Raw genomic sequence first — 23253 nt, 5'->3', positions numbered from 1 at the left:
AATATGATACTCGCACTCGTGCTTCTACCAGCTTTGGCCGGAATCATTTCCTTCTTCATGAGGAAGGCCTATGCCGCCCGCGCGCTGATGATATCGACGGCCTTTGCTCATCTCTCTCTTGTGGTGTGGTGCTGGCACACGAGACCCGCGCCATTCTATCAGGGGTGGTTTGCCCTCGATTCATTGGGGCTACTCTTTTTGAGCGTAGCCAGCTTTCTTTTCTTTTTTTCGACGATATACAGGGTCGGATCCGGCAACGCCGGAGCTCTTGTAAAGAAGCGGGATTTCGAAGGATCCTCCACCTTTATCGATTTCAGCGAGTCGGTCTATTGCGGATGCATGATGCTTTTTCTTTCCACGATGACGCTCGTCTGCGTCAGTCTCCAGTTTGGCATGATCTGGGTGGGTGTGGAGGCGACAACTTTGGCTAGCGCGCCGCTTATCTATTATCATATGCACAAGAGATCGCTGGAAGCCGCGTGGAAATATTTGCTCATCTGCTCCGTGGGAATCGTGATCGCCTTGCTGGGCAACTTTTTTCTTGCAGTTGCTGTGTCGGAAGGGGGTCTTCACAGCTCACTTGTTTTATCATCGCTCATGAACAGGGCATCACTTGGCCATATCAATATTTTCTGGCTGAAGGGGGCCTTTTTGCTTTTCATCGTTGGATATGGAACGAAGATGGGACTTGCTCCGATGCACACCTGGCTACCGGATGCTCATAGCGAGTCTCCATCCGCCGTATCGGCCCTTCTGTCCGGCGCGCTTCTCAATTGCTCATTTTTGGGGATTATCAGGGCGCAGCAGCTTCTCAATGCAGCGGGGGCGGGACAGTTAGGACGCGATCTGTTGATAATCTTCGGCATCTTCTCGATGGCGATCGCCGCGATCTTTATCCTCGGGCAAAACGATTACAAGAGGATGCTTGCGTATTCCAGCGTCGAACACATGGGGATACTGGCGGTAGGTGTGGGCATCGGGGGGATAGCTGTTTACGGAAGCATGCTGCATGCGGTTAACCATTCCCTTGCCAAGGCTGCCCTGTTTTTCACTGCTGGAAACATCCTCACCTTCTACAGGTCAAAATCATCACTTGAAGTGAGAGGGGTGCTGAGGTTTTTGCCTGTTTCCGGTGTGGTATGGGTGGCAGGTTTTTTTGCGATCACCGGTTCTCCTCCCTTCGGCACCTTCTTCAGCGAGTTTTCGATACTGAAGGGGATGGTCGATCAGGATCGGATTTTCATCGCCGTTGCCTATCTTGCGCTTCTGGCCGTTGTCTTCGTGGGAATGGTAGGGCCCTTTTTCAAGATGGCATATGGGAACATGGACCAGCTGCCTGCCGAGCGTGTGAACCGCGAGCCTATCCTTTCATTCATCCCTCCGGTTGTGATGATGCTGGCTGTGCTCATTTTGGGTCTGTGCATTCCCGATGCGTTGACTTCGCTTATTCTTGAGGCTGCCGGAGAACTCGGAGGCTTACGATGAGATCCGATTTGAGAAACTGCGAAGTAATAAAGAAATCTGATTTGCCGATAATCTCCAATGAAGATTTCGAGAGGGTGGTAATAAAGGAAACGGATTCAGGGCTCCGAATCAGTGCGATGTTTGGTCTTCCGTCCTCCGGCGGTTCGGTGATGATCTACGCCGTTCTGTCGGAAGACAAGACGGGGATCCTCTCCGCATTCGGCACGTCGGTCAAGGGTTCGTACGATTCCATCACTCCAAAATGTTCACAGGCGCATATATTCGAGCGCGAAATTTTCGAACAGACCGGTGCCGAGCCAAAGGGGCATCCGTGGCTCAAGCCCGTGCGCAAGCGCGAAGGGTATAAGTATTACGAACTTTCAGGCGAAGGGGTACATGAGGTTGCGGTGGGTCCTGTTCATGCCGGCGTCATAGAGCCGGGGCACTTCAGGTTTCAATGCCACGGAGAGGAGGTATTCAATCTTGAAATCCATCTAGGCTATCAGCATCGCGGCGTCGAGAAGGGAATAGTCGGCGGACCTGATAGAAGAACTATTCATTATATGGAGACCGTAGCGGGGGATACGAGCATAGGGCATTCTACGGCGTACTGTCACGCTGTGGAGTCGCTTGCTAACTGCCGGGTTCCCCTTAGAGCGCAGATGATCAGGGGGGTTGCCCTTGAACTCGAACGCATCGCCAACCATGCGGGCGACCTCGGCGCTCTTGCGGGCGATGTTGGATACCTTCCGACCTCATCCTACTGCGGGAGGCTGCGCGGCGATTTCCTTAATCTGCAGGCCCGAATATGCGGAAGCCGTTTTGGCAGGGGGCTCCTGCGTCCTGGAGGTGTGCTTTTCGATCTGAGTTCTTCCGAAATTTCCGCGATCCTTAAAAGTCTCGACGCCCATATGCGTGACTTAGAGTCGGCGGCGCAACTTCTGTGGGATTCCCCATCGGTGCTTGCGCGCTTTGATGATACAGGTCATCTCCCTAAGGAATTATGCCGCGCTTTGGGGATAGTCGGCCCTGCGGCGCGTGCAGCAGGTATTGCCATGGACGTGCGAAGCGATTTTCCAGTGGGGATATTTAGATTCGCCCATCTCCCTCTTTCGACATGGCACAGGGGGGATGTCTTCGCCCGCGCCTACGTCAGGTGGTTGGAGATTGTGAAATCGGCGCAGTTCATCAGAAATCAGCTCGAGTCGCTGGCGGAAGGGGATGTAAAATCCGACCTTGGGCCTCTGATTCCGGATTCATTCGTTGTTTCGATGGTCGAGGGGTGGCGCGGCGAAATCTGCCACGTGGCCGGGACCGGAAAAGATGGAAAGATCGCTTTTTATAAGATCGTCGATCCCTCGTTCCATAACTGGAGCGGGCTTGAGATGGCGCTTCGCAACGGACAGATATCCGATTTTCCGCTGATCAATAAGAGCTTTAACCTCTCATACTGCGGATACGATCTATGAGGTTTGCGATATGTTAAAGATAATTCGAAGCAGATTGCAGCAAAAAAGCTGGACCGTCGCATTTCCCGATGCTGAACCGAATTTGCCCGCTAAATTCAGGGGCATGCCTTCGATAGATGATTCGGCCTGCGGAAAAGATTGTGGCCTCTGCGTCAAGAGCTGTCCTGTTGGTGCGCTTAGCTGCAGCGGAGAAGGACGAATTTCCATAGATCTTGGCAAATGTATCTTCTGCGGAAACTGCGAGAGGGAATGCGGCGAGGGAGTGATAAAATTCACTCGCGATTATCGGTTGGCCTCCTGTGTGCGGGAGGGGCTTATCGTCGGTGAAGCGGAATTTCGCCTAGCGGAGAAATTGAAAAAAGAGATGCTTCGTCTTTTCGGGCGTTCGCTGAAGCTCAGGCAGGTTAGCGCCGGTGGATGCAACGCCTGCGAGGCGGATATCAACGTTCTTTCGACGATAGTATTCGACCTCGGGCGCTTTGGAATTCAGTTTGTAGCTTCGCCAAGGCATGCCGACGGGATTTTAGTCACCGGCCCAATTTCAAACAACATGGCGCTGGCGCTTGAAAAGACATATGCCGCGATTCCTTCGCCAAAAATAGTAATCGCATCGGGCGCCTGTGCCATATCCGGCGGCCCCTTCATCGGTCATTTGGATGTAAAGGGCGGGGTGGATAAATTGATACCAGTAGACCTCTATATTCCGGGTTGTCCCCCGCATCCAATCACTGTTCTCGATGGGTTCTTGCGCCTTCTTGGCCGAGTAAGGTAGTTTCGCCTGTTTTTCATCGCAAAAATAGCGAAAAAAATAGCAGACATTTTTGCCCCATGTGCAATAAGGATGGTCCTGTTTAAAATATGATCCACTCAAACTTCGTACATCTACACGTCCATTCGTATTACAGCCTGCTCGACGGGGCGGCGCCCACCTCCGAGCTCGCCTTAAGGGCAGCTGAGCTCAAGATGCCGGCTTTGGCGATCACCGACCATGGAAACCTTTTTGGCGCCATAGATTTCTACGACAAGATATCCAAGCACGGCGTCAAGCCCTGCATCGGCTGCGAGGTCTATCTCCTCAGCGAGGGGAGCAGGCTGATAAGGGACTTAAACCAGAAGGGGGCGCTTACCCACCTCACACTGCTGGTCAAAAACAGGGAGGGGTACCGCAATCTCTGCCATCTTGTAAGTTCAAGTTATTTAGAAGGTTTCTATTATAAACCTAGAATAGATAAGGAAATTTTGCGACAGCATAGCAAGGGGCTTATAGCCCTTTCCGGATGCCTCAAGGGGGAAATTCCTCAACTCATCTCAGATGGTAGGATGGATGAGGCGGAAAAGGCGGTCGATTTTTATGCCTCCCTTTTCGACAATAACAATTTCTTTATAGAGCTCATGGACCACGGAATCGAAGGTCAGCTTAAGATCCGTGAAGGGCTGTGCGAACTTGCCAAGAGGAAAGGGATCGGCCTAGTTGCAACCAACGATGTCCACTATATAGACAGGTCCGATGCGGCCGCCCATGATGCCCTGCTTTGCATCCAGACCGGCAAAACCCTGGACGATGAAAAGAGGATGCGGTTAGACAGCGATCAGTTCTACCTTAAATCCCCCGATGAGATGAGCGAACTTTTTGCTGATTTCCCCGAAGCGATCTCCAATACCGTTGAAATAGCCGCCAGGCTAAACATGGATTTCGATTTCAATACATACTATTTTCCCAAGTATTCCCCTCCGGATGGCATGGACCTTCAGAGCCATCTTCGTGAGGAAGTCATCAAGGGGCTTGAGAAAAGGTGGACGCTCATCTCGCGCGGCAGGGATCACCTCGATGATCTCAAAAAAGTTTATCAGGAGAGGCTTCGCACCGAGCTTGAAACGATCATCAAGATGGGTTTTGCAGGCTACTTTTTGATCGTCGCCGATTTTATACGCTACGCCAAGGGGATCGAACTCCCCGTCGGTCCCGGGCGTGGATCGGCTGCAGGTTCGCTTGTTGCGTACTGCCTGGAGATCACGAACATCGATCCGATAGAGCACGGCCTTCTCTTCGAGCGTTTTCTTAATCCGGAAAGAATAAGCATGCCCGATGTGGATATCGATTTCTGCATGCGCAGGCGCGACGAGGTTATATCATACGTTTCGAAAAAATACGGCAATGTCAGCCAGATCATCACCTTTGGAACGATGAAGGCCCGCGCTGTGGTGCGCGACGTCGGCAGGGTGATGGGGATTCCGTATGGCGATGTAGACAGAATCGCGAAGCTGATCCCGGCGACGCTCGGGATGACTCTGGCCGATGCGATAAAGATCGAACCGAAGCTCAAGGAGATCGCTAAAAAGCAGGATGAAATCGCAAGGCTTCTGGAAGTGGCGAAGGTGCTTGAGGGTTTTCCGCGCCACGCTTCAACACACGCTGCAGGAGTCGTGATATCCGATCGTCCTCTGTCGGAGTTGGTGCCGCTCTACAAGGGGCAGAAGGATGAAATTGTAACTCAATTCGATATGAAGTGTGTGGAGAAGGTCGGTCTCATCAAGTTCGATTTTCTCGGTCTCAAGACGCTCACCGTCATAGATGACTGCGTCAAGCTGATAGAGAAGGGGAGCGGGGAGAAGATAGATATCGAATCCATTTCTTTGAACGATCCTCTCGTTTACAAAAAACTTTCGCAGGGGGACACGGCGGGGATATTCCAACTGGAAAGTTCGGGGATGACCGACCTTGTCATGAAGTTGAAACCCGGTGCTTTTTCTGAAATCGTCGCTCTCGTGGCCCTCTTTCGTCCTGGTCCGCTCGGATCGGGGATGGTCGATGACTTCATCAACAGGAAGCATGGCAGGACTCCGATAAAATATGAACTGCCGCAGCTAGAGGAAATTCTCAAAGAGACCTACGGCGTCATAGTTTATCAGGAACAGGTGATGCGAATTGCCAACGTCCTTGCCAATTATTCCCTTGGAGAAGCGGACCTTCTTCGCCGTGCCATGGGCAAGAAAAAACCGGAGGAGATGGCCAAGCAGCACGAGAGGTTCGTGAAGGGGGCGCTCGAGAACAAGATTCCGGAGGCGAAAGCTGAGCGCCTCTTTGAACTGATGGCGAAGTTTGCCGAGTACGGCTTCAACAAATCCCACAGCGCTGCCTATGCCCTTGTTGCGTATCAGACCGCTTACCTTAAATTTCATCACCCTACCGAATTCATGGCGGCGCTCCTTACCGCTGAAAAGGACAACACCGACAAGGTTCTCTTTTACATCAATGATTGCAAGACTGCTGGAATCAGGATGCTTCCTCCGGATGTCAACGAGAGTATGATGGACTTTTCTGTTGTTGGCGATGGGACGATACGATTCGGCCTTGGCGCTGTAAAAAATGTGGGCGAAGGGGCGATAGAGAACATCGTTTCGGCGAGAAATGATGGTGGAGTTTTTAGGACGCTTTTCGATTTCTGCGATCGCATAGATTCTAGAAGGGTAAACAAGAGGGTGATCGAGAGCTTAATAAAATGCGGCGCCTTCGATTTTACTAAGGCTCCCAGGGCGGCTCTTCTAGCATCCCTCGATACTGCGATGGAGATGGCTGCCTCCAGGCAGAGGGACAGAATTTCAGGGCAGGCGAGGTTGTTCGATCTGCTCGGTTCATCCGATGGTTTTTCCTCCGATCCAAAACTTCCCGATGTTTCCGAATGGGGCGAGCGGCAGCTTCTTGCGTATGAGAAGGAATCTCTCGGATTCTATATCACGGGGCATCCCCTGGCCCAGTACGAGGAACTGCTCTCGCAGTATGCCAATACCGATACCGTCGAGTTGGCATCCTGCAATGACAAACAGGAGGTTAAACTCGGCGGGGTTGTATCGAAGCTTCGCGAGATAACCACAAAACAGGGAAATAGGATGGGCTTTGCCACGATAGAGGATCTAAAAGGTTCCGCCGAGGCGGTTATCTTTTCAGACCTCTATGCCGATGTTCATCTGCTGATCAAAAGCGATCAGCCGGTATTTGTCATGGGGACTGCCGATGTCGATAGTGAAAATGTCAAGATCATCGCGACGCAGATAATGCCTATCGACGAGGTTTCTGAAAAAATGACCAAGAGCGTTCATTTCTTTTTGAGCCAGCCGGAGGTTGCCCCCCAGCATCTGGCGCAGCTCAAAAATGTCCTGTCGAGATATCCAGGGCAATGCCCGGGCTTTGTTCATCTCGTTGTTCCGAGCAAGACCGAGACGATCCTGGCCCTGCCCGATGATTTGAAGTTAACTCCATCTCCGCAACTCGTGACTGCGGTTAACAAACTCTTCGGTCGTAATGTGACCAAGTTCATTTCATAAAAACATGCCAAAGAGGCTCAGCTCTGAAAAAAAACGCGAAATAGATAAGGCGCTGATCGTGGGGGTCAGAAGAGCTGGCAGCAGTCGTCGTCAGATGGAACTATCGCTTGCCGAACTTACGAGGCTTATAGACACGGCAGGTGGTGAGGTGGTTGCCAAGATCAGCCAGGAAATTAAGCGGATAGATCCTGTCACCTTTATAGGCAGTGGAAAGGTTCTGGAGGTAAGGGAACTTGCTGAAGCTGTCGGCGCTGACACTATAGTTATAGACGATGAAATTTCCCCGGTTCAGAACAGGAACCTGGAGAAGGAGATCGGCCTTTTCGTCATAGACCGAACGGCGGTCATACTCGACATATTCGCGATGCGTGCGCAAACGAAGGAGGGCAGGCTTCAGGTTGAACTCGCCCAGATGGAATATCTCGCTCCGAGGCTGGTGGGGCGGGGAGAGCTCTTTTCACAGCAGGTGGGGAGGATCGGAACGAGAGGCCCCGGTGAAACGGCGCTCGAATACGACAGGAGAAGCGTTCGCAACAGAATTTCACATCTTCGAGGCCAGCTGGAAGGCGTCAGAAAACATCGCAGAATACACAGGATGAAACGCGAGTCGGTTCCGATTCCTCTGGTTTCCCTCGTTGGATACACCAACGCGGGGAAATCGACCCTCATGAACGCCCTAACAGGTGCTGGCGTTTTTGTGGAGGATAAACTCTTTGCCACGCTAGATCCTACGGTGAGGAAATTGAGGCTTCCCTCGGGAAGAATAGTGCTTCTGGCCGACACAGTCGGCTTTATAAGGAGACTTCCGCATGAACTGGTGGAATCATTCAAGGCGACCTTCGAGGAAGTGGAAAATTCTTATCTGCTGTTGGCCGTCGTCGATGGCAGTGACGAGGAGGCGCCGGCTCAGCTTCAGGTCGTGCGCGATGTGCTCTCTGAGCTCGAAATGTCTCAGAAGCCCCTCATAGAGGTCGTTAACAAGTCCGACCTGCCGTCGGCATACAGGGGAGAAAAATCGTCGATCAGCGTATCGGCTCGTACCGGGGCCGGCGTCGAAGAACTTCTGGGAGAAATCGAAAGGGTTCTCAGGATTGAGTTTCGCAGGACCACCTTGAGGCTGCCGATGGAGAGAGGGGATATTCTCTCTAAGCTTTATTCCACCGGGCACGTCTTCAAAAGCATCTACGAAGGGGACTGCATCCTCGTCGAGTGCGAGCTCCATCAGAAGTATTATCAGAAGTACAGGCGCTACGCGGTCAACTTCTGATCCGCTTTTGGAAACTCCGGGATGTTTTTGCTGGATATTGTGAATCGTTTCCGTTACGAAGAATCGCAGTATTGCGGCGGCAGGCTCAGCTTGTTCCACTTCTTCCGATGAGGGAGATGCGTTCTTAAATTCGATCAGAGGAGTCTGTCGAACTCTTGAAGTAAGGATTGCGAAGGATATTTTAATGATACTTTAAAGATTCAAAGGAACGGAGGGAGCAAATGAGCGCCAATCTCGCCAATATTCTGACATTTTCCCGCCTATTCCTAACGCCCGTCTTTATCTATCTGTATATAGCTGAGGCGCGGATGCTGGCCTTCATCGTCTTTTGCTTTGCGGCTTTCACCGACCTCATAGACGGCACCGTTGCGCGCATGTACGGACAACAGTCCAAGCTGGGCGGACTCATAGACCCCCTTGCCGACAAACTGCTCATGCAGAGTTGCTTTGTACTCCTGCTCATCGGTGGTTTTATACCCTTATGGTTTTTCGCGATAGCGCTGATACGCGATCTGATGATAGTAAGCGGAATTTTCTATCTCGAGAACAAAAAGATAGAGCTTCCGTACAGAGCGATTTGGCCTTCCAAGCTGGCGACTCTGATGCAGATGATGACAGCCAGCCTCGGGCTTTTGAGGGGATGGCTTCATGCGGGGCAGGCGCTCCGTTCGCCGCTTGAAACCGCTCAGTACCTTTTTATGTATCTAGCAGCCCTGTTCATAGTCGTCAGCGGTTATCAATACGTCAGAATGGGCCTCGAATTGCTGAGGCGGGGCGTGGTGCGAAGGTCCTGAATCTCAAACGTATAAAAAACAAAAACGTCCCGGACCTGCAGCAAAATTCCGGGACGCCTTTTTTTTGAATTGAACTGCCCGTCAGCCTGAAATGAAGGTCAACCCCTCAATTGGTTCGGTGGTTTCCGCGTCCTGCTCGGTTTCTTCGTCGAAGACCGATATGTATGACATATTTGCGGATTCATCCGGAAGCTCTTTCAGATACTTTTCATAATCCTTGGTATCGAGCGTTCCGTCCTGGAGCAGCTTTTCACTCACCCTGACATCGAACTTCATTTTTTCTGTGATTCCTCTTCGGTTGTTGTTCATAGCTGTCTTTCAAACCTCCGTTAGCGGTTGTTTCTATTGGGGGCCTTCTCGATGTGCATGATGATCTTGCCGCCCTTGAAAATTCTGACATCACCAGAGGACTCCGAGATAACAAAGGCGAGGGACTGAGTCAAGCCGGTGATTCCGGCAGCCGCTATATGCCGGCTGCCCAGCCCTCTTGGAAGTGTCGACTCATCGCTCGCAGCCCCCAGATATCGCCCGGCGGCTAGAACCGTTCCGTCGTCGGCGACGACGAAGGCACCATCCATGGCTGATAGCTCCCGTATGGTTTCCTTCAGCGAGGGGGAGAGTATGTTCCTCTCCTCCTCTTCGTAACCTTTGAAGGGGTTCATTATCATCTGCTTGGAGAGCTGCATCACCTTTTCATGATCGCCGACTACGAAGATCGTTCCTACCGGTTTTCCCTCGCGTCCCTTGTCGGCGAGCTCGACGGCGAGGTTGAGGACAGTCTGGAAGAGTTCCGGGGGAACGCTTTCGGATATCTTGGCTGCCCCCTTCGCAGCTATGAACTCCGATTCCTTGGACGTATCCACGATCTGGATCTGATCCAGACAACCCGTATCCGATCCTCCAACGGCGAACACCAGCTTGTCGCCAGGAGATATCATGTCCATGGAGAGGGCGAGGGTGGTGGAAATCTTTATAAGGGCATTTCTCATCAGCTGGATCTTCGGGATAGCGACTACGCCGGTGGCTATCGATGCCAGACTTTTTTCTTTTCCCTCAGGTTCTTCGATTTTTTTCTTTTTTGAGAGCAGGATTAGCTTTATCTTCTTCGGGATCTTTTCGTTACAGTAGAGATCTCCAATCGGATCGGTATGAAGCAAGACGGCTTTCGCTCCGACTTTTCCGGCTACTGCAAAGGCGTGCTTCAAAATTAGGATATCTTCGGGCTTCATACGACGGCAGAATATCGAATTATCCTCTTTACTTCAAGGGCAAAGGAGGTGTTTGACCACAACTTTTCTATAATGTAGGTTGAGCCGCCTATGAAGAGAACGATCTTTGCCGTTTTAACTATCCTCCTTACGCAGATTTTCAGCGCGGTCGCTTATTCCTCCATCTCGACCGGTGGGCCCTTTTCCGTCCATTGGAACGACGAATCCAAACGGGTCAGACAGGGAGAGTCTTTTACCCTGTCGGTAGAGATACGCGTCCCGGAGGGGCATTACCTCTACGCAGAGGAGACGGATATAGACTTTTCGAGTTTCGAGGGACTGATAGTTACCGATGTTCACTATCCGCAAACTGTCAGGAAAAGGGACCCGTTTTTTAACAGGCTCGTCAAGGCGTACGATTCGGATGTCCATCTCAAGATAACAGGGAGGGTCCCGGATGAGCTTTCCATCGGTGAACGGGAGGTCGTGGCCAACGTATCCTTTCAGGGGTGCTCCGACAAAATTTGCTTCAGGCCGGAGATGCGAGTTGTTACCTTTCTGGTCGATGTGATAAAACAGGCCCCCGTCGCTGAGAAGGAAAGCGGGCGACAGTCGTCAGATGCGTTAAAAAGCGCTAAGAGCCAGCTTTCAAGGTTGAAGAGCATTCATGAGGATATCTCCGCGGGTAGGCTTGCGGGTGGGGGAATCGCGCTGACACTTCTGCTCGTATTTTTGGCGGGCATTCTCACATCTCTTACTCCATGCGTCTGGCCGATCATTCCTACGGTCCTGGTATTTGTCGGAGTTCATCCCCATAAGAAGTTCTTGGAAAATATGCTCTTGTCCTTCTGCCTGACTCTGGGAATTTCCATAGTCTATTCAGTGCTGGGGCTCCTCGCTGTAGGGTTGGGCAAGAACCTGGGTTTCCTGTTCCAGAGTAGAATATTTTTGGCCGCTGTAGTTCTCTTTTTTGTAGCGATGAGCCTTTCGATGTTCGGCCTCTTTGAAGTGAGGCTCCCTTGCAGATGGCATGTAAAACTTCATGCGTTGGGGGGGGATGGCTATCTCGGCTCCTTCTTTGCGGGAATGGGGCTGGGTCTCATAGCATCTCCGTGTGCCGGACCGGTGCTCATGTCCATGCTTGGATATGTTGCGCTCCAGAGGGATTACCTCCTTGGCTTCGCCGTACTTATGCTGTTCTCGATGGGGATGGGGCTTTTGTTCATAGCCCTTGGCGCCGGATTTGGTGAACTTACCGGAAAATTACGAGGGGGAAAGTGGACCGTATGGATCAGGAGGATGCTTGGGGTCTTGATTCTTATTCCGGCTTTGTTCTATGGGTCCGCGCTTATAAGCGGTTCGTGCAGGATCTTCCACCAAGCGGTTCCGGACGTGGAGTGGCTTACTGACGTCAACGTAGCATCCGCCTTGGCATCGCGGGAGAGGCGTCCGATGATGGTCTATTTTTCGGCCAAGTGGTGCCCTCCATGCAGAAAACTGGATTGTCTTTTTTGGGATGAAGAACTAGCTAGGCTTACATATCGGTTGGTGCCTCTGAAGATAGATACCACGGTGGAGACGCCGGATATAAAGGCTATAATGGACCGTTATGGAGTCATAGGAATGCCCTCGATAATTTTTACGGATCCGGACGGCAGGATCTATGCGGATATAGATATCGCCGATTATGGCAAGGACTCGATTAGGAGCGCCCTGATCGATGTCATCGGCAGGACTGAAGGGGATACCCATGGAAAAGATAATTAGGGATCTTTTGATTGCTATTGGAGAGGATCCCGACAGGGAGGGGCTTTTGAAAACTCCCGGCAGGGTGAAGCATTCGCTGGCTTTTCTGATGGAGGGGTATTTGCAGGACCCGCGTTCGCTCATAATGAACTCGGTTTTTTCCGATAAGCATGAGGAGATGATTCTCGTAAAGAATATCCCCCTCTACAGCATGTGCGAACATCATTTGCTGCCGTTTTTTGGTCATGCCCATGTAGGCTATCTTCCAAACGATAAGATAGTTGGCATATCGAAAATAGCGCGAATGGTGGATCTCTTCGCGCGCAGGCTGCAGCTTCAGGAGCGTCTTACAAATCAGATTGCCGATACTTTGATGGATGTCCTCCAACCAAAAGGGGTGGCTGTCGTCGTTGAGGCCGAGCATCTCTGCATGCAGATGCGTGGAGTGCAGAAACGCGGCACCTCGGTGATCACGAGCGCCATGCACGGAGCATTCCGCAGGCGTCCCGAGACGAGATCCGAGTTCATGAATTTGATTAAATAATTCGATAGTCTCATCCCGTAACTGCCGTGACCGGCAAGAAGAGGCGAGCTGTGAACAGAAAAGAAATACTCGGTTGGCTGCGTGAATACGATGAGGTGAGGCTCGAAGAGCTTTGGGCTAAGGCTGATGAAATTAGAAAGACTTCAGTTGGGGATGGTGTCCATCTGCGCGGGCTGGTCGAAATTTCCAATTATTGCGTGAGACGATGCTTATATTGTGGGCTCAGGGTTGGCAATCATTCAGTCAAGCGCTACAGGATGACCGCAGATGAAATTCTGGATTGTGCAAAAAAGGCCTCCGAATTTGGCTACGGGACCCTCGTTATGCAGGCTGGAGAAGATCCCGGAATCAAGAAAGTATGGATGTCCGATCTCATCGAAAGGATCAAGGGCGAAACCGGGCTTGCTATCACCTTGAGCTTGGGTGAGCGTTCTGTCGAAGAACTTTCTGCGTGGCGCGATGCCGGCGCAGATCGCTACCTCATCCGCTTCGAGACCTCCAATCCGGATCTCTTTCGTTCGATACACCCTCCCTGTGATGGGAGAGATGAGGTCGATAGAATTTCAATTCTGAACGATCTGAGAGGTCTAGGCTATGAGATAGGCAGCGGCGTCATGGTTGGGATACCGGGTCAGAGTTATGAGGATCTTGCAAGCGATCTCGAGCTGTTTCGTTCCCTCGATCTCGACATGATCGGAGTTGGCCCATTTATCCTTCACCCGGAAACTCCTCTTGCAAAAACCGTCGCTGATAAAAATATTTCAGAGGATGAACAGGTTCCAAATAGTGAATTGATGACCTACAAGGTCCTGGCGCTTTCCAGAATAGTATGTCCGCGAGCGAATATCCCCAGTACCACGGCGCTGGCTACGCTCAATCTGGCCAAGGGGCGCGAGCTCGGGCTTCAGAGGGGGGCAAATGTCCTGATGCCAAATATCACACCTGTGAAGTACAGGGTTCATTACGAGATATATCCTGACAAGGCATGCATAAATGAGTCGGCTGATGACTGTCACGGCTGTATGAGAAGGCGAATCGAATCGATAAACCGCACGGTTGCACAGGGCCCCGGCTCCGCGATTGGAAACAGACGAAAAGTTGACAAGTGAAATTAGGGATCCGTTTTTGTGCTGAAGTCAGGTTTTTACAAACCTAAAATAGTTCAATTTTCTTCCACTCATTTTCCATTTCATCGCAAAATAGGTGGGGAACTGGTCCTCGGAGGGAGGGGCAAGCTTGATCCGCTTAACGCAGAGGGCTGATTTTTCAGCCGCCTGCGCATAAGTAAAATCGTCGGTGGCAAAGTTTATCGCCCCACCATCTTTTAATATTAGCGCGCATTTCTCCAAGAAGAGCTCAGTGATCAAACGATTTTTTGAATGCCTGTTCTTTGGCCACGGGTCTGGAAAATTTATATGAATTTCTTCCACTGATGAATTTTCGAAAATCTTTTCAATAACGTCCTTGGCATCGCTTAAAATGATGACCACATTTTTCAACCCGCGGTTTTCGACGCGTCTGATCAGTTTGGCGACGCGCTTTTCCTTTATCTCTATTCCGACGATCACCGCCTCAGGATTTTTTTCCGCAAGGTGAAATAGAAAATCGCCGCGTCCGGGGCCTATCTCCAGTATTATGCGGTCGTAATCCCGCAGAGAGATGCGTGCCGGATAGAAAAAGGGCGTTCTCGCTATCTCAGGAGGGGAGGAAGTCTTCTTTTTTATTGGCACTGGCATTGCCGGGCATCTCTAGCTATCGAGAGGGGGAGATGTCAAGGATATGTAGATCAGCGTCCCGCCCGCCACCATGGCTGGTGCAAAGATTATGGCAAAAAATGGGATTGCGAATGGAATGCCAAATCCGGTCAACATCCAGAAGTTTTTTCTGGCGAATGAAAGTCTTTCTCTGAAAGGGGCGGTGCGTCTTCCCATGGGGAGTTCTGCGAATGAAAATCCGAGGTCGCATGCGCCGAAGATCGTGGTGAGGGCCATGTACAACGCAGGGCCTGCGATCGGTATGAAGCTGACGACGAAAAGCACGATGGGGATGGATATCAGTACCGCCGCTTTTATCAACTCGACCTTCACCGTCCTTGCCAGATCGCGCACGAACTTCGCGAAGGTGAACTTCTCCGGATCTTTTCCGGTCGCTATCCTCTCCACCTTTTCGGAGAGCGCATCGTTAAATGGCGCTGCGATTATGAAGCTCATGCAATAGGAGACTACCAGTATCAATATGAGGCTTATTAGTCCTATTACGATTCTGAGGATAAGCCTGACGATCCAGAGGAGGGCTGCCAATGGGTAAAGATACCATCTGCCGGATGGATCGAAACTTATTTCCCACAGATGGGAAGTTATGAATGAATATATATCGCCGTAGTAGTTTATGAGCAGCGCTATCATGGCGATGAGAATAATCAGGTTGATCAGCATGGGCAGGGCCGCCAGAAGCCATGTCGATCTATTCGCAAGTATGAATTTAAATCCCTTTGAAATGAAGTGAAATCCTTCCCTGAACTGTTGTATTCTGGACATGCGGAGCAGGATAAATTAAGATCATGTTGCGTACAAGGGGAAATAGAGGACAAATGCAGTCCGATCTCTATTCAAGAATCGATTTTTATCTCAACCATCTCAGGGTGGAGAGGCAGCTCGCAAAAAATTCGGTCGAGGCCTACTCGCATGATTTGAGATCCTTCGCCGAATACGCTGAGAAACGGAAAATAGGTGAGGTCGCAGAGATTGGAGAGGATTTGGCGCTCTCCTTTCTCGCCTCCCTTGCCGAGGGTGGAATCGGCACCAGAAGCATCACCAGGTACCTAGTTGTTTTGCGTGGTTTCTTTTCCTTCATGACCCGTGAAAAAATAATATCCACCGATCCTACCGCGCAGATCGAATTTCCCGGCAGGTGGAAGAAGCTTCCGAAGTTTCTTTCAATCGAGCAGGTGGACCTGATGCTTCGCCAGCCCGATGTGAAGACGACGCTCGGAGTTCGCGATCACGCGATTTTAGAACTTTTCTATGCCTCCGGGCTTCGGATCTCCGAAATGTCGGGGCTTACCACCGACAGGATCAATCTTCAGCAGGGATACTGCATGCCCTTCGGCAAGGGTTCGAAGGAGAGGGTGGTCCCGATGGGGGGGGAGGCAATTGCGGCGATTGCGTTATACTTGGAAGAGGGGAGAGGCAAGCTGGCCCGCGGGATGGTTGTTGACGAACTCTTTCTTTCGCGGCGCGGCGGCAGGATATCCAGGCAGCGCCTATGGGAGATCATCAAATTTTATGCGAGAAAGGCGGGGATAAAGATAAACGTTACCCCGCATATGCTTCGCCATTCATTTGCGACCCATCTAATCGAACGCGGCGCCGACCTGCGCGTCGTACAGATGATGCTGGGGCATGTCGATATCGCGACAACGCAGATTTACACCCATCTTTCCAGAAGGCACCTACAGGAGCTCTATAAGAAATTTCATCCTAGGGCCTAGCCGTAACCACCGTGACTGGTGACGATTGACAATGGACCATAGACCAGCTGCGATCGGTGGTTTTGGTCGATGGTCAATTGTCCATGGTCCATGGTCAGCGATGATCCCCCCGGAAAAGGAAGAAAAATTGGAATATTAATTGACAGTTGGGGGCGTAGTGGTATTATCCGACTCGTCGCCGGGGGACGGCCACAACAGACTTTAAGGAGGCAGCTATGATTTCCCCCGTTTCCGCAATTCCAGCCACTGCAGCAAGATTTCCAGTACCAGTTACGATGCCGTTCTCACAGCTCGGGCTTCCTTCCGCTGCGGAGTCCTTTTTCATCAATGTGAGCAGGACACTTCCGCAGGCTAAACTAAAATATAGGAACGGCCAGGTTACCTCGCTGCTCGCCTTTCGAGTCGGCCGAGAGATGCTGTTTGGCAGAAAGACCGATACCGACCTGGCGCGTAAAACATGGGGATCTATCAATCGCAACTTTTTTGGAGGGATGCCCCTCTACATGGAGGAGGGAAGATTCGCTCCCGTCGAGGTTCGCCTCTCTGCGGATAAACCATTTGCCGATGGGGATACCGCGCGCGTCGAAGCATTTTTGAAAGATGGGGAGTGGTTTGATACCAGAATCAACATCAGGATGGATGGAATCGATACGGCGGAGTCCAATCCCAGTGAAAAGCTCAATCGCCAGAAGAGGGCGATAGCCATGTATTTGAGCGATACATACGGCCTTTCCTCTGCGGACAGAAAAGCTCTGGAGGTATTGATAGGGCTGAGAATTGTGTATAGCGGCAAGATCGCAAACGTCGTTACGACGGCCTTTGGTCACCATTTTGCTGAAACGGGTATCAGCCTTGCCCCGGCTTATACCATACTAGGAGTGGACAAGGGAATTCAGGGCTCCCTGGACTACTCGGATAAATATGGCAGGTTGATAGCCAGGGTGATGGCCGGTGGGGAAAATCAGGGCGAGGAACTTCTCGCAGGTTTTATCGAAGCTGTTTTACCTCGGGCTATGAAGGATTTGGGTTCGATGTATCTCGCTGAATATAAAATGTCCGCCCAGTCCTGCAAGAAAATCCTTGCGAAATGGAGGAGGAACAATCCCGAGCTTTACGACATACTCGCTCCAGAGACAGCCCCTGTACCCTCGAAGATATTTTCGGCTAAAAAGTGCGCGGAGCTGGCCGCAAGATGGACGCAGTTTTACGAGCGGGAACCGCTGGCGAGAAATGATCTGCAGACGATGGAAGCCTTTCTCGGAGTTGCCCCTCCGTATCCAAAATATTCCGGCGATATGACGCCTATGGATTTGAGGGCCGAATGGATTTCGCTGGGAGGCGGGCTGGGGCTCGATCTGGGGCATGGACTCAATCAGGATGAGCTGTTCAGATTAATCCGCCCCAGCGGCGACCCTGCGACGGATCCATACTATAGCCCTGTATTTTACAAATATGGGAAAACCATGTCGGATATCGAAAATATCTGGCAACTCGATCCTCTCAACCTGCGTGCGGCGCTGCTGCCCCAAAATGGTTGATTTACTTATCCTTTGCGTTGACAAAATGAGGGAATACAAATACTTGCAGCGGATATGCAAAATCGACTGATGGAGCTTTTGCTCTTTTATCCGCTCTTTCTTTTTTCGCTCTCCTTTCACGAAGCGGCGCATGGCTTTATGGCGGAGAAGTTTGGCGACAGGACCGCAAGGATCTTCGGCCGTATCACGTTGAATCCGCTTGCCCACATGGATATTGTCGGCACAGTGATGCTTCCGATATTTGGGATTCTCACCGGCGCTCCGGTCATAGGATGGGGCAAGCCAGTTCCGGTCGATCCCAGCGAGTTTCGCGGCGACGTAAGGAGGTCGAGCCTTTGGGTCGCCGCCTTCGGCCCACTGAGCAATTTCTTTCTGGCGGTAGTCTTTGCCATCCTCGTGCGGCTTACATATGCTGCGGTTCCTTACATCCTTCCAAACTTAGTGCCGGGCGGGGTACTTTCTTCAGTAATCGGCATATCGCTATCTATTTTCGAGATGGGCGTAATTCTGAATCTGGTCCTTGGAATATTCAACATGATCCCACTTCCCCCTCTGGACGGGGGAACGGTTCTCCGAGGTATTCTTCCGGTAGCAAGCCTTCGTGGATACGACAAATTCTCGAGGTACAGCTTCTTTATTTTACTTGCCCTGTTCGTGAGCGGGTTGTTAAGGTACATGCTTATTCCCGTGTTTTTTGTGGCTAACTACCTTCTGCCGTGACCGGAAGCGCCTGCGGGCGGATTTTAGTTTAAGGAGAAAATTTCAGATGCAGAGCCAGAGAAGAGTTCTGAGCGGAAACCGCCCCACCGGGAAATTACACTGGGGGAATTATTTTGGTGCCCTTAAAAACTGGGTGGATATACAGGACGATTACGAGTGTTTCTATTTCATAGCCGATTGGCATTCGCTTACTACTGGTTACGAGGAGAGCGGGGAAATTTTTCCATTGATGGAGGAGATTCTGAAAGATTGGATCGCCTGCGGTCTCGATCCCAAAAAATCCACCATCTTCGTACAGTCGTGGGTGCCGGAGCATGCTGAGCTTCACCTTCTGCTGTCGATGATAACCCCCCTCGGCTGGCTCGAGAGGGTTCCGTCATTCAAGGACATGCAGCAGCAGCTCTCCGACAAAGATCTAAGCACATACGGTTTTTTGGGCTATCCGCTCCTGCAGGCTGCCGACATACTCATCTACAAGGCGCATTTCGTTCCGGTGGGAGAGGACCAGATTGCGCATCTTGAATTTGCGAGAGAACTGGTGAGGCGCTTCCATTTCATAATGAAGCGGGAGGTCTTCATCGAGCCAAAGCCTCTGCTGACCGAGTCTGCGCGCGTCCCTGGGATAGACGGTCGCAAGATGAGCAAGAGTTTCGGCAACGCTATCTACATTTCCGACGACGAGGATGAGATCAGGAAGAAGATGATGCAGGCGATAACCGATCCTGCGAGGAAACGACGCGACGATCCGGGCGATCCTTCTGTTTGCAACATCTTCGCTTATCATAAATTATTCACCGATGCCGATGCGGTTGGTGGGGTTGCTTCCAAATGCAGAGGGGCTGAGATAGGGTGTGTCGATTGCAAAAAGATGTGCATCGAGAATGCGCATAAGTTCTGGAAACCTATAAGGGAGAGGCGCGATTCCTGGAGCGGAAGGGAAGGGGAACTTTTGAATCTAGCAAGAGAGGGCTCCGCTCGAGCCAGGAAGGTGGCCTGCGAGGTAATGCAGCAGGTTCGAGAGGCCATAAAGATAAACTACAAATAGTCGCGTTGTATCGGTGCGGCCGCGTGGATGGTATATGACTCTTAATATCGCAGCTGGAGATTACAGGGTAAATCTCGAGATATTCGAGGGGCCGCTGGATCTGCTCATGCACCTGATCAGGAAAAACGATCTGGATATCTGTGACATTCCGATCTCGTTCGTTCTTGAGGAGTACATGAGATACCTCGATACCCTGAAAGAGCTCGATATCGATCTGGCTGGCGAGTTTCTTCTCATGGCCGCCGAACTCGCCCATATAAAATCGAGATTGCTTCTTCCGGACGAGTCTGATGACGGCGAGGTTGAGGAGGAGGACCCGAGGTCCGATCTCGTCAGAAGGCTTCTGGAATATCAGCAGTTCAAGGAGGCTTCTGAGGCTCTCATGAAGCGACAACTCTTAGACAGGGACGTCTTCGTTCAGCAGTCGCCGGAGAAGATCGAGTCCCTCGAAGAGGGGCCGATAGAGGGGAACATCTACGATTTAATTTCAGCCTTTTCGAATATTCTGAAAAAAATTCCGCCCGAGAATTTTCACAACGTCGCGATGGATACGGTTTCTGTGAACGAGAGAATCTATCAGATCATCTCGCAGCTAAAAAAAGGAATGACCAAGACGATAGATGACATGCTCGCCGGCGACTACAGCCGTGCTTTTATAGTCGTTACTTTTCTGGCGCTGCTAGAGATGAGCAAACTCAAGATGATACGCATATATCAATCCTCGGCCCACGGCCCGATACATCTTCAGTGTGTGATGGAAGAGGTTGGGGATGAGGAGATAGATAAGTTGGTCAGGCTCGACACGGAGTCGAACGCTTCCTCGTCCGAGTCAAAATCAGAAAGTGGCTATAATCCTTCGATGGAATGAGAATATGGGGAGGAGCATAATGGAAACGTCCGAGCTGAAACCGATAATCGAGGCGATGATATTCGTAGCCGATGAACCGATAACCGAGAACGGGATTCTTCTTGCGCTTCAGGAAACAGGTGTTGAGAAAAACGCTGTTCGCGAATGTATAGCCTCTATAGAGAAGGATTGGAATGAATCCGCAGAGCGCGGGGTGCATCTTGCAACTGTGGCCGGAGGCTATCAGTTCAGAACCAAGCCCTCCTGCTCCGAATGGCTTCGCAAGATCAACGTTCCAAAACCGATGCGCCTCTCCGCGCCTTCTCTGGAAACTTTGGCGATAGTCGCCTACAAACAACCCATCGTTAGAAGCGAGATAGAAAAGGTCCGTGGCGTAGACAGCGGCGGCGTTTTAAAGACATTGCTCGACAGAAGGCTCCTTCGCATAGTCGGTCGCAAGGATGAACCTGGGCAACCTCTTTTGTACGGAACGACAAAGGAGTTTCTGGAAATATTTAACATGAACACCTTGCGAGAACTTCCGACCTTGAAAGATGTCGACGATCTTTTGCGCGAGCGTCGCACCCAGACCGATTCCAGGGAACCGGTTCCTGCAGCTTTGGATGATAGCGTGGTCGATGACGGCGATGAACCAACCGAGGTCATCGTCGATGACGAAGCTTTGCCTGAAGGTGAGCCAGAAGAATCTGCCGAGCTCATCCGCGCCTATCCCCTTGAGGCCGACAAAGAGGCGGAATGCAAGGATATGGAAGCGCTGGATGATTTGGAACAGAGTTTGAAGAGCTTGAGGCGCATCGAAAAGGACATTTTCCCGAAAGAGGCGCCGCAGCTTGCAGATCTAATTCCGGGGGGATCAGATGCAGCAGAGACATTCGGGGCACAAGGGGAGGCCGAATCGGAAATTCCTACCGGGGAAGAGAATCCATTCTTCTCCGCACAAGATGGATCTGCCGCAGAAGATGCGCCTGCAGAGGATGATCGCTCTGTCGAGTGATCTTTCCCGACGCGCTGCTGAAGAGGCCATCCTAAATGGCGATGTGCAGGTCAACGGCGTAGTTGTGAATAAGCTTGGCACCGTGGTCGATATCTTTAATGACAAAGTTTTTTTGAAGGATAAACAGCTCATCGTCAAGGCAGAGAGGAAGTACTTCGCCTTTCACAAACCGAAATTTCAGATGGTTACGAAGTCCGACCCCGAGGGGCGCGAGACGATATGGACCACGCTCAGGCATTTCAAGGACAAGCTGAACTCAGTCGGACGGCTGGATTTCGAATCGGAAGGGCTTTTGCTTCTCACTGACGATGGGGATTTCATAAATCTGCTCACGCACCCCCGTCACGAGATATGGAAGACCTACCGCGTATGGGTGAAGGGGACTCCTACGGATGCGGATCTGGAAAAGCTGCGGAGTGGGATCTCTCTTAAAGATGGGAAAACTCTTCCGGCTCGCGTGACGCTCAAGAAACGCGAAAGAGATAATACCCTTTTGGAAATAAGCATCCGCGAAGGGAAAAACCGCCAGGTCCGTCGGATGCTCGAGCATATCGGCTGTCAGGTGAGGGAGTTAAAGCGTATTGCGATAGGACCGGTCAAGCTCGGAAGGCTCGCCGTAGGCAAGTGGCGCGACCTTCGTTCCGCTGAGATCAAAAGCCTGATGGCGATGAGCAAGGGATCGTGATTTAATTCTGAAATTAATTCCTCTTGCGCAGATATTGTTTTTTCCTGCGGAACACATCCTTGCTGAGATCATCAGATCAGGAAAAGAACTTCGTTTTCGAGCGATATCCCGAATTTTTCGCGAACTCTTTCAGCCATCATGGTGGCGAGTGCTCGGACTTCGGCGTAGGAGGATTTTCCGTCGGTGACTATGATGTTGGCGTGCCTGTGCCATGTAGTGGCTTTTCCTATCCTCATCCCTCTACATCCACACTCATCCAGAAGTTTTCCTGCGGCGACTCTGTCGCCGTCCGAATTCAGCGGATTTTTGAAAAAGCTGCCCGCGGTGGGCACGACTCTGTAATCCGGGTGTTTGGTTTTTCTATCCTCGATGCGTTCCGCAATTCTTTCCGATATCTCGGATCTTTCTCCCACGGTGAGCCTAAGAATGGCCCGAAGAATCGGGATCCGCTCCCTTTTTATTGCGCTGTTGCGATATGAGAATGAGAGTTTTTCCTTGGGAATTCTAAGCGGATTTCCTTTTCTCGTGGCGATTTCAATCTCGTATATGCAGTCCGATATGGATGATCCATAAGCGCCAGCGTTGCCCGCTATGGCCCCGCCGAGACTCCCCGGAATTCCCGCTAGGTTTTCCAAGCCGGATAGGGAGTGCAGCTGCGAAAAATCTATCAGAGTCGCGAGCGGGATTCCAGCTGAAGCCTCTATGATGCAATCTTTAAGCTTCGGTTCCGAATCGTCGGAAAAAACTATAACTCCCTTATCGACTCCTTCATCGTGCGCGAGTATGTTTGAGCCATGCCCTATTACGATCCAGTCAAGGCCGCGCGAGTTTGCATCTCCAATTGCGTCGAGCAGCTCTTCTGGCGAAGAGACCTCGGCTATTGGGGCGGGGCCCCCGATGCGAAATGTCGTGAAGCCGGACAGGGGTTTTCTTTCTTTGAATGGGTTTACGACCATCCGCGGCTTGTATGAAATTTGCCATTCGACTTCAAGGGGCATTTCTCCGCTCTCAAACGCTCTGCAAGTTGCTATAAAAGTCTTATATATTGGTTAGTTGTAGAGCTCTCGCGGATTTCGATCGGTGGGCTGGGTGTTTTTG

The 23253-nt window shown here is 51.3% G+C and carries 21 protein-coding genes; 16 read left to right on the top strand and 5 right to left on the bottom strand.

Going from position 1 to position 23253, the window contains the following annotated elements:
* Positions 1-3: 3 nt before the first annotated feature.
* From GX659_06240 to GX659_06215, 6 genes are all read left to right on the top strand, one after another.
* Positions 4-1485, top strand: coding sequence for an NADH dehydrogenase FAD-containing subunit (locus GX659_06240; GenBank protein NLD28386.1), 1482 nt, complete (start codon positions 4-6; stop codon positions 1483-1485).
* Positions 1482-2933 carry a hydrogenase gene (locus GX659_06235; protein ID NLD28385.1) on the top strand — a complete coding sequence of 484 codons (1452 nt, stop codon included), beginning with the start codon at positions 1482-1484 and terminating at the stop codon, positions 2931-2933. Before GX659_06240 ends, GX659_06235 begins: the two co-directional genes overlap by 4 nt.
* Positions 2934-2943: 10 nt before the next feature.
* A complete protein-coding gene (gene nuoB, locus GX659_06230) occupies positions 2944-3705 on the top strand; it encodes an NADH-quinone oxidoreductase subunit NuoB (GenBank protein ID NLD28384.1) in 762 nt (253 codons plus the stop codon).
* 86 nt (positions 3706-3791) lie between these two features.
* Positions 3792-7256, top strand: a complete 3465-nt coding sequence (gene dnaE / locus GX659_06225) for a DNA polymerase III subunit alpha (protein NLD28383.1) — start codon at positions 3792-3794, stop codon at positions 7254-7256.
* A 4-nt stretch (positions 7257-7260) separates the two neighbouring features.
* Entirely contained in the window at positions 7261-8523 is a 1263-nt protein-coding gene (hflX, locus tag GX659_06220) for a GTPase HflX (protein NLD28382.1), read from the top strand.
* A 221-nt stretch (positions 8524-8744) separates the two neighbouring features.
* Positions 8745-9317: a CDP-alcohol phosphatidyltransferase family protein gene (locus GX659_06215; GenBank protein NLD28381.1), complete on the top strand. Its 573-nt coding sequence runs from the start codon at positions 8745-8747 to the stop codon at positions 9315-9317.
* A gap of 81 nt (positions 9318-9398) precedes the next feature.
* Here the strand turns inward: GX659_06215 and GX659_06210 are convergent, their stop codons facing one another.
* Together GX659_06210 and GX659_06205 are read right to left on the bottom strand one after the other, a co-directional pair.
* The gene (locus GX659_06210) at positions 9399-9626 is read right to left on the bottom strand and encodes a hypothetical protein (protein NLD28380.1); all 228 of its coding nucleotides are present in this window, start codon (positions 9624-9626) and stop codon (positions 9399-9401) included.
* A 20-nt stretch (positions 9627-9646) separates the two neighbouring features.
* Positions 9647-10546, bottom strand: coding sequence for a hypothetical protein (locus GX659_06205; protein ID NLD28379.1), 900 nt, complete (start codon positions 10544-10546; stop codon positions 9647-9649).
* 90 nt (positions 10547-10636) lie between these two features.
* On the opposite strand from GX659_06205, the gene GX659_06200 reads away from it, so the two are divergent.
* The 3 genes from GX659_06200 to hydE are packed head-to-tail and all read left to right on the top strand — an operon-like array spanning position 10637 to position 13924.
* Positions 10637-12292: a hypothetical protein gene (locus tag GX659_06200; GenBank protein ID NLD28378.1), complete on the top strand. Its 1656-nt coding sequence runs from the start codon at positions 10637-10639 to the stop codon at positions 12290-12292.
* Positions 12276-12815 carry a GTP cyclohydrolase I FolE gene (gene folE, locus GX659_06195; GenBank protein ID NLD28377.1) on the top strand — a complete coding sequence of 180 codons (540 nt, stop codon included), beginning with the start codon at positions 12276-12278 and terminating at the stop codon, positions 12813-12815. The genes GX659_06200 and folE overlap by 17 nt, the downstream gene beginning before the upstream one ends.
* A 50-nt stretch (positions 12816-12865) precedes the next feature.
* Positions 12866-13924 carry a [FeFe] hydrogenase H-cluster radical SAM maturase HydE gene (gene hydE / locus GX659_06190; protein NLD28376.1) on the top strand — a complete coding sequence of 353 codons (1059 nt, stop codon included), beginning with the start codon at positions 12866-12868 and terminating at the stop codon, positions 13922-13924.
* Between the two features lie 27 nt (positions 13925-13951).
* Here hydE and trmB read toward each other — a convergent pair whose 3' ends face one another.
* Both trmB and GX659_06180 read right to left on the bottom strand, forming a co-directional pair.
* Positions 13952-14551: a tRNA (guanosine(46)-N7)-methyltransferase TrmB gene (gene trmB, locus GX659_06185; protein ID NLD28375.1), complete on the bottom strand. Its 600-nt coding sequence runs from the start codon at positions 14549-14551 to the stop codon at positions 13952-13954.
* A 12-nt stretch (positions 14552-14563) separates the two neighbouring features.
* Complete coding sequence (locus tag GX659_06180) at positions 14564-15352, bottom strand: hypothetical protein (GenBank protein NLD28374.1); 789 nt, start codon at positions 15350-15352, stop codon at positions 14564-14566.
* Positions 15353-15405: 53 nt separating this feature from the next.
* On the opposite strand from GX659_06180, the gene xerD reads away from it, so the two are divergent.
* The 7 genes from xerD (at position 15406) to GX659_06145 (ending at position 22155) form a co-directional block, all read left to right on the top strand.
* A complete protein-coding gene (gene xerD / locus GX659_06175; GenBank protein NLD28373.1) occupies positions 15406-16305 on the top strand; it encodes a site-specific tyrosine recombinase XerD in 900 nt (299 codons plus the stop codon).
* Positions 16306-16520: 215 nt separating this feature from the next.
* Positions 16521-17843, top strand: coding sequence for a hypothetical protein (locus GX659_06170; GenBank protein ID NLD28372.1), 1323 nt, complete (start codon positions 16521-16523; stop codon positions 17841-17843).
* Between the two features lie 54 nt (positions 17844-17897).
* Entirely contained in the window at positions 17898-18563 is a 666-nt protein-coding gene (locus GX659_06165; protein NLD28371.1) for a site-2 protease family protein, read from the top strand.
* Positions 18564-18609: 46 nt separating this feature from the next.
* On the top strand, positions 18610-19608 hold the full coding sequence (gene trpS / locus GX659_06160; protein ID NLD28370.1) for a tryptophan--tRNA ligase: 999 nt from the start codon (positions 18610-18612) through the stop codon (positions 19606-19608).
* 34 nt (positions 19609-19642) lie between these two features.
* A complete protein-coding gene (locus tag GX659_06155; protein ID NLD28369.1) occupies positions 19643-20476 on the top strand; it encodes a segregation/condensation protein A in 834 nt (277 codons plus the stop codon).
* Positions 20477-20495: 19 nt separating this feature from the next.
* A complete protein-coding gene (gene scpB, locus GX659_06150; protein NLD28368.1) occupies positions 20496-21470 on the top strand; it encodes an SMC-Scp complex subunit ScpB in 975 nt (324 codons plus the stop codon).
* Positions 21451-22155, top strand: a complete 705-nt coding sequence (locus tag GX659_06145) for an rRNA pseudouridine synthase (protein ID NLD28367.1) — start codon at positions 21451-21453, stop codon at positions 22153-22155. Before scpB ends, GX659_06145 begins: the two co-directional genes overlap by 20 nt.
* A gap of 71 nt (positions 22156-22226) precedes the next feature.
* Here the strand turns inward: GX659_06145 and murB are convergent, their stop codons facing one another.
* Positions 22227-23153, bottom strand: a complete 927-nt coding sequence (gene murB / locus GX659_06140; protein ID NLD28366.1) for a UDP-N-acetylmuramate dehydrogenase — start codon at positions 23151-23153, stop codon at positions 22227-22229.
* Positions 23154-23253: the final 100 nt, after the last annotated feature.

Source organism: Myxococcales bacterium (assembly GCA_012513515.1).
Classification (GTDB): Bacteria; UBA10199; UBA10199; order 2-02-FULL-44-16; family JAAZCA01; genus JAAZCA01.
Note: the sequence above shows the minus strand (reverse complement) of the source record. Positions and strands in the feature narration are given on the sequence as shown.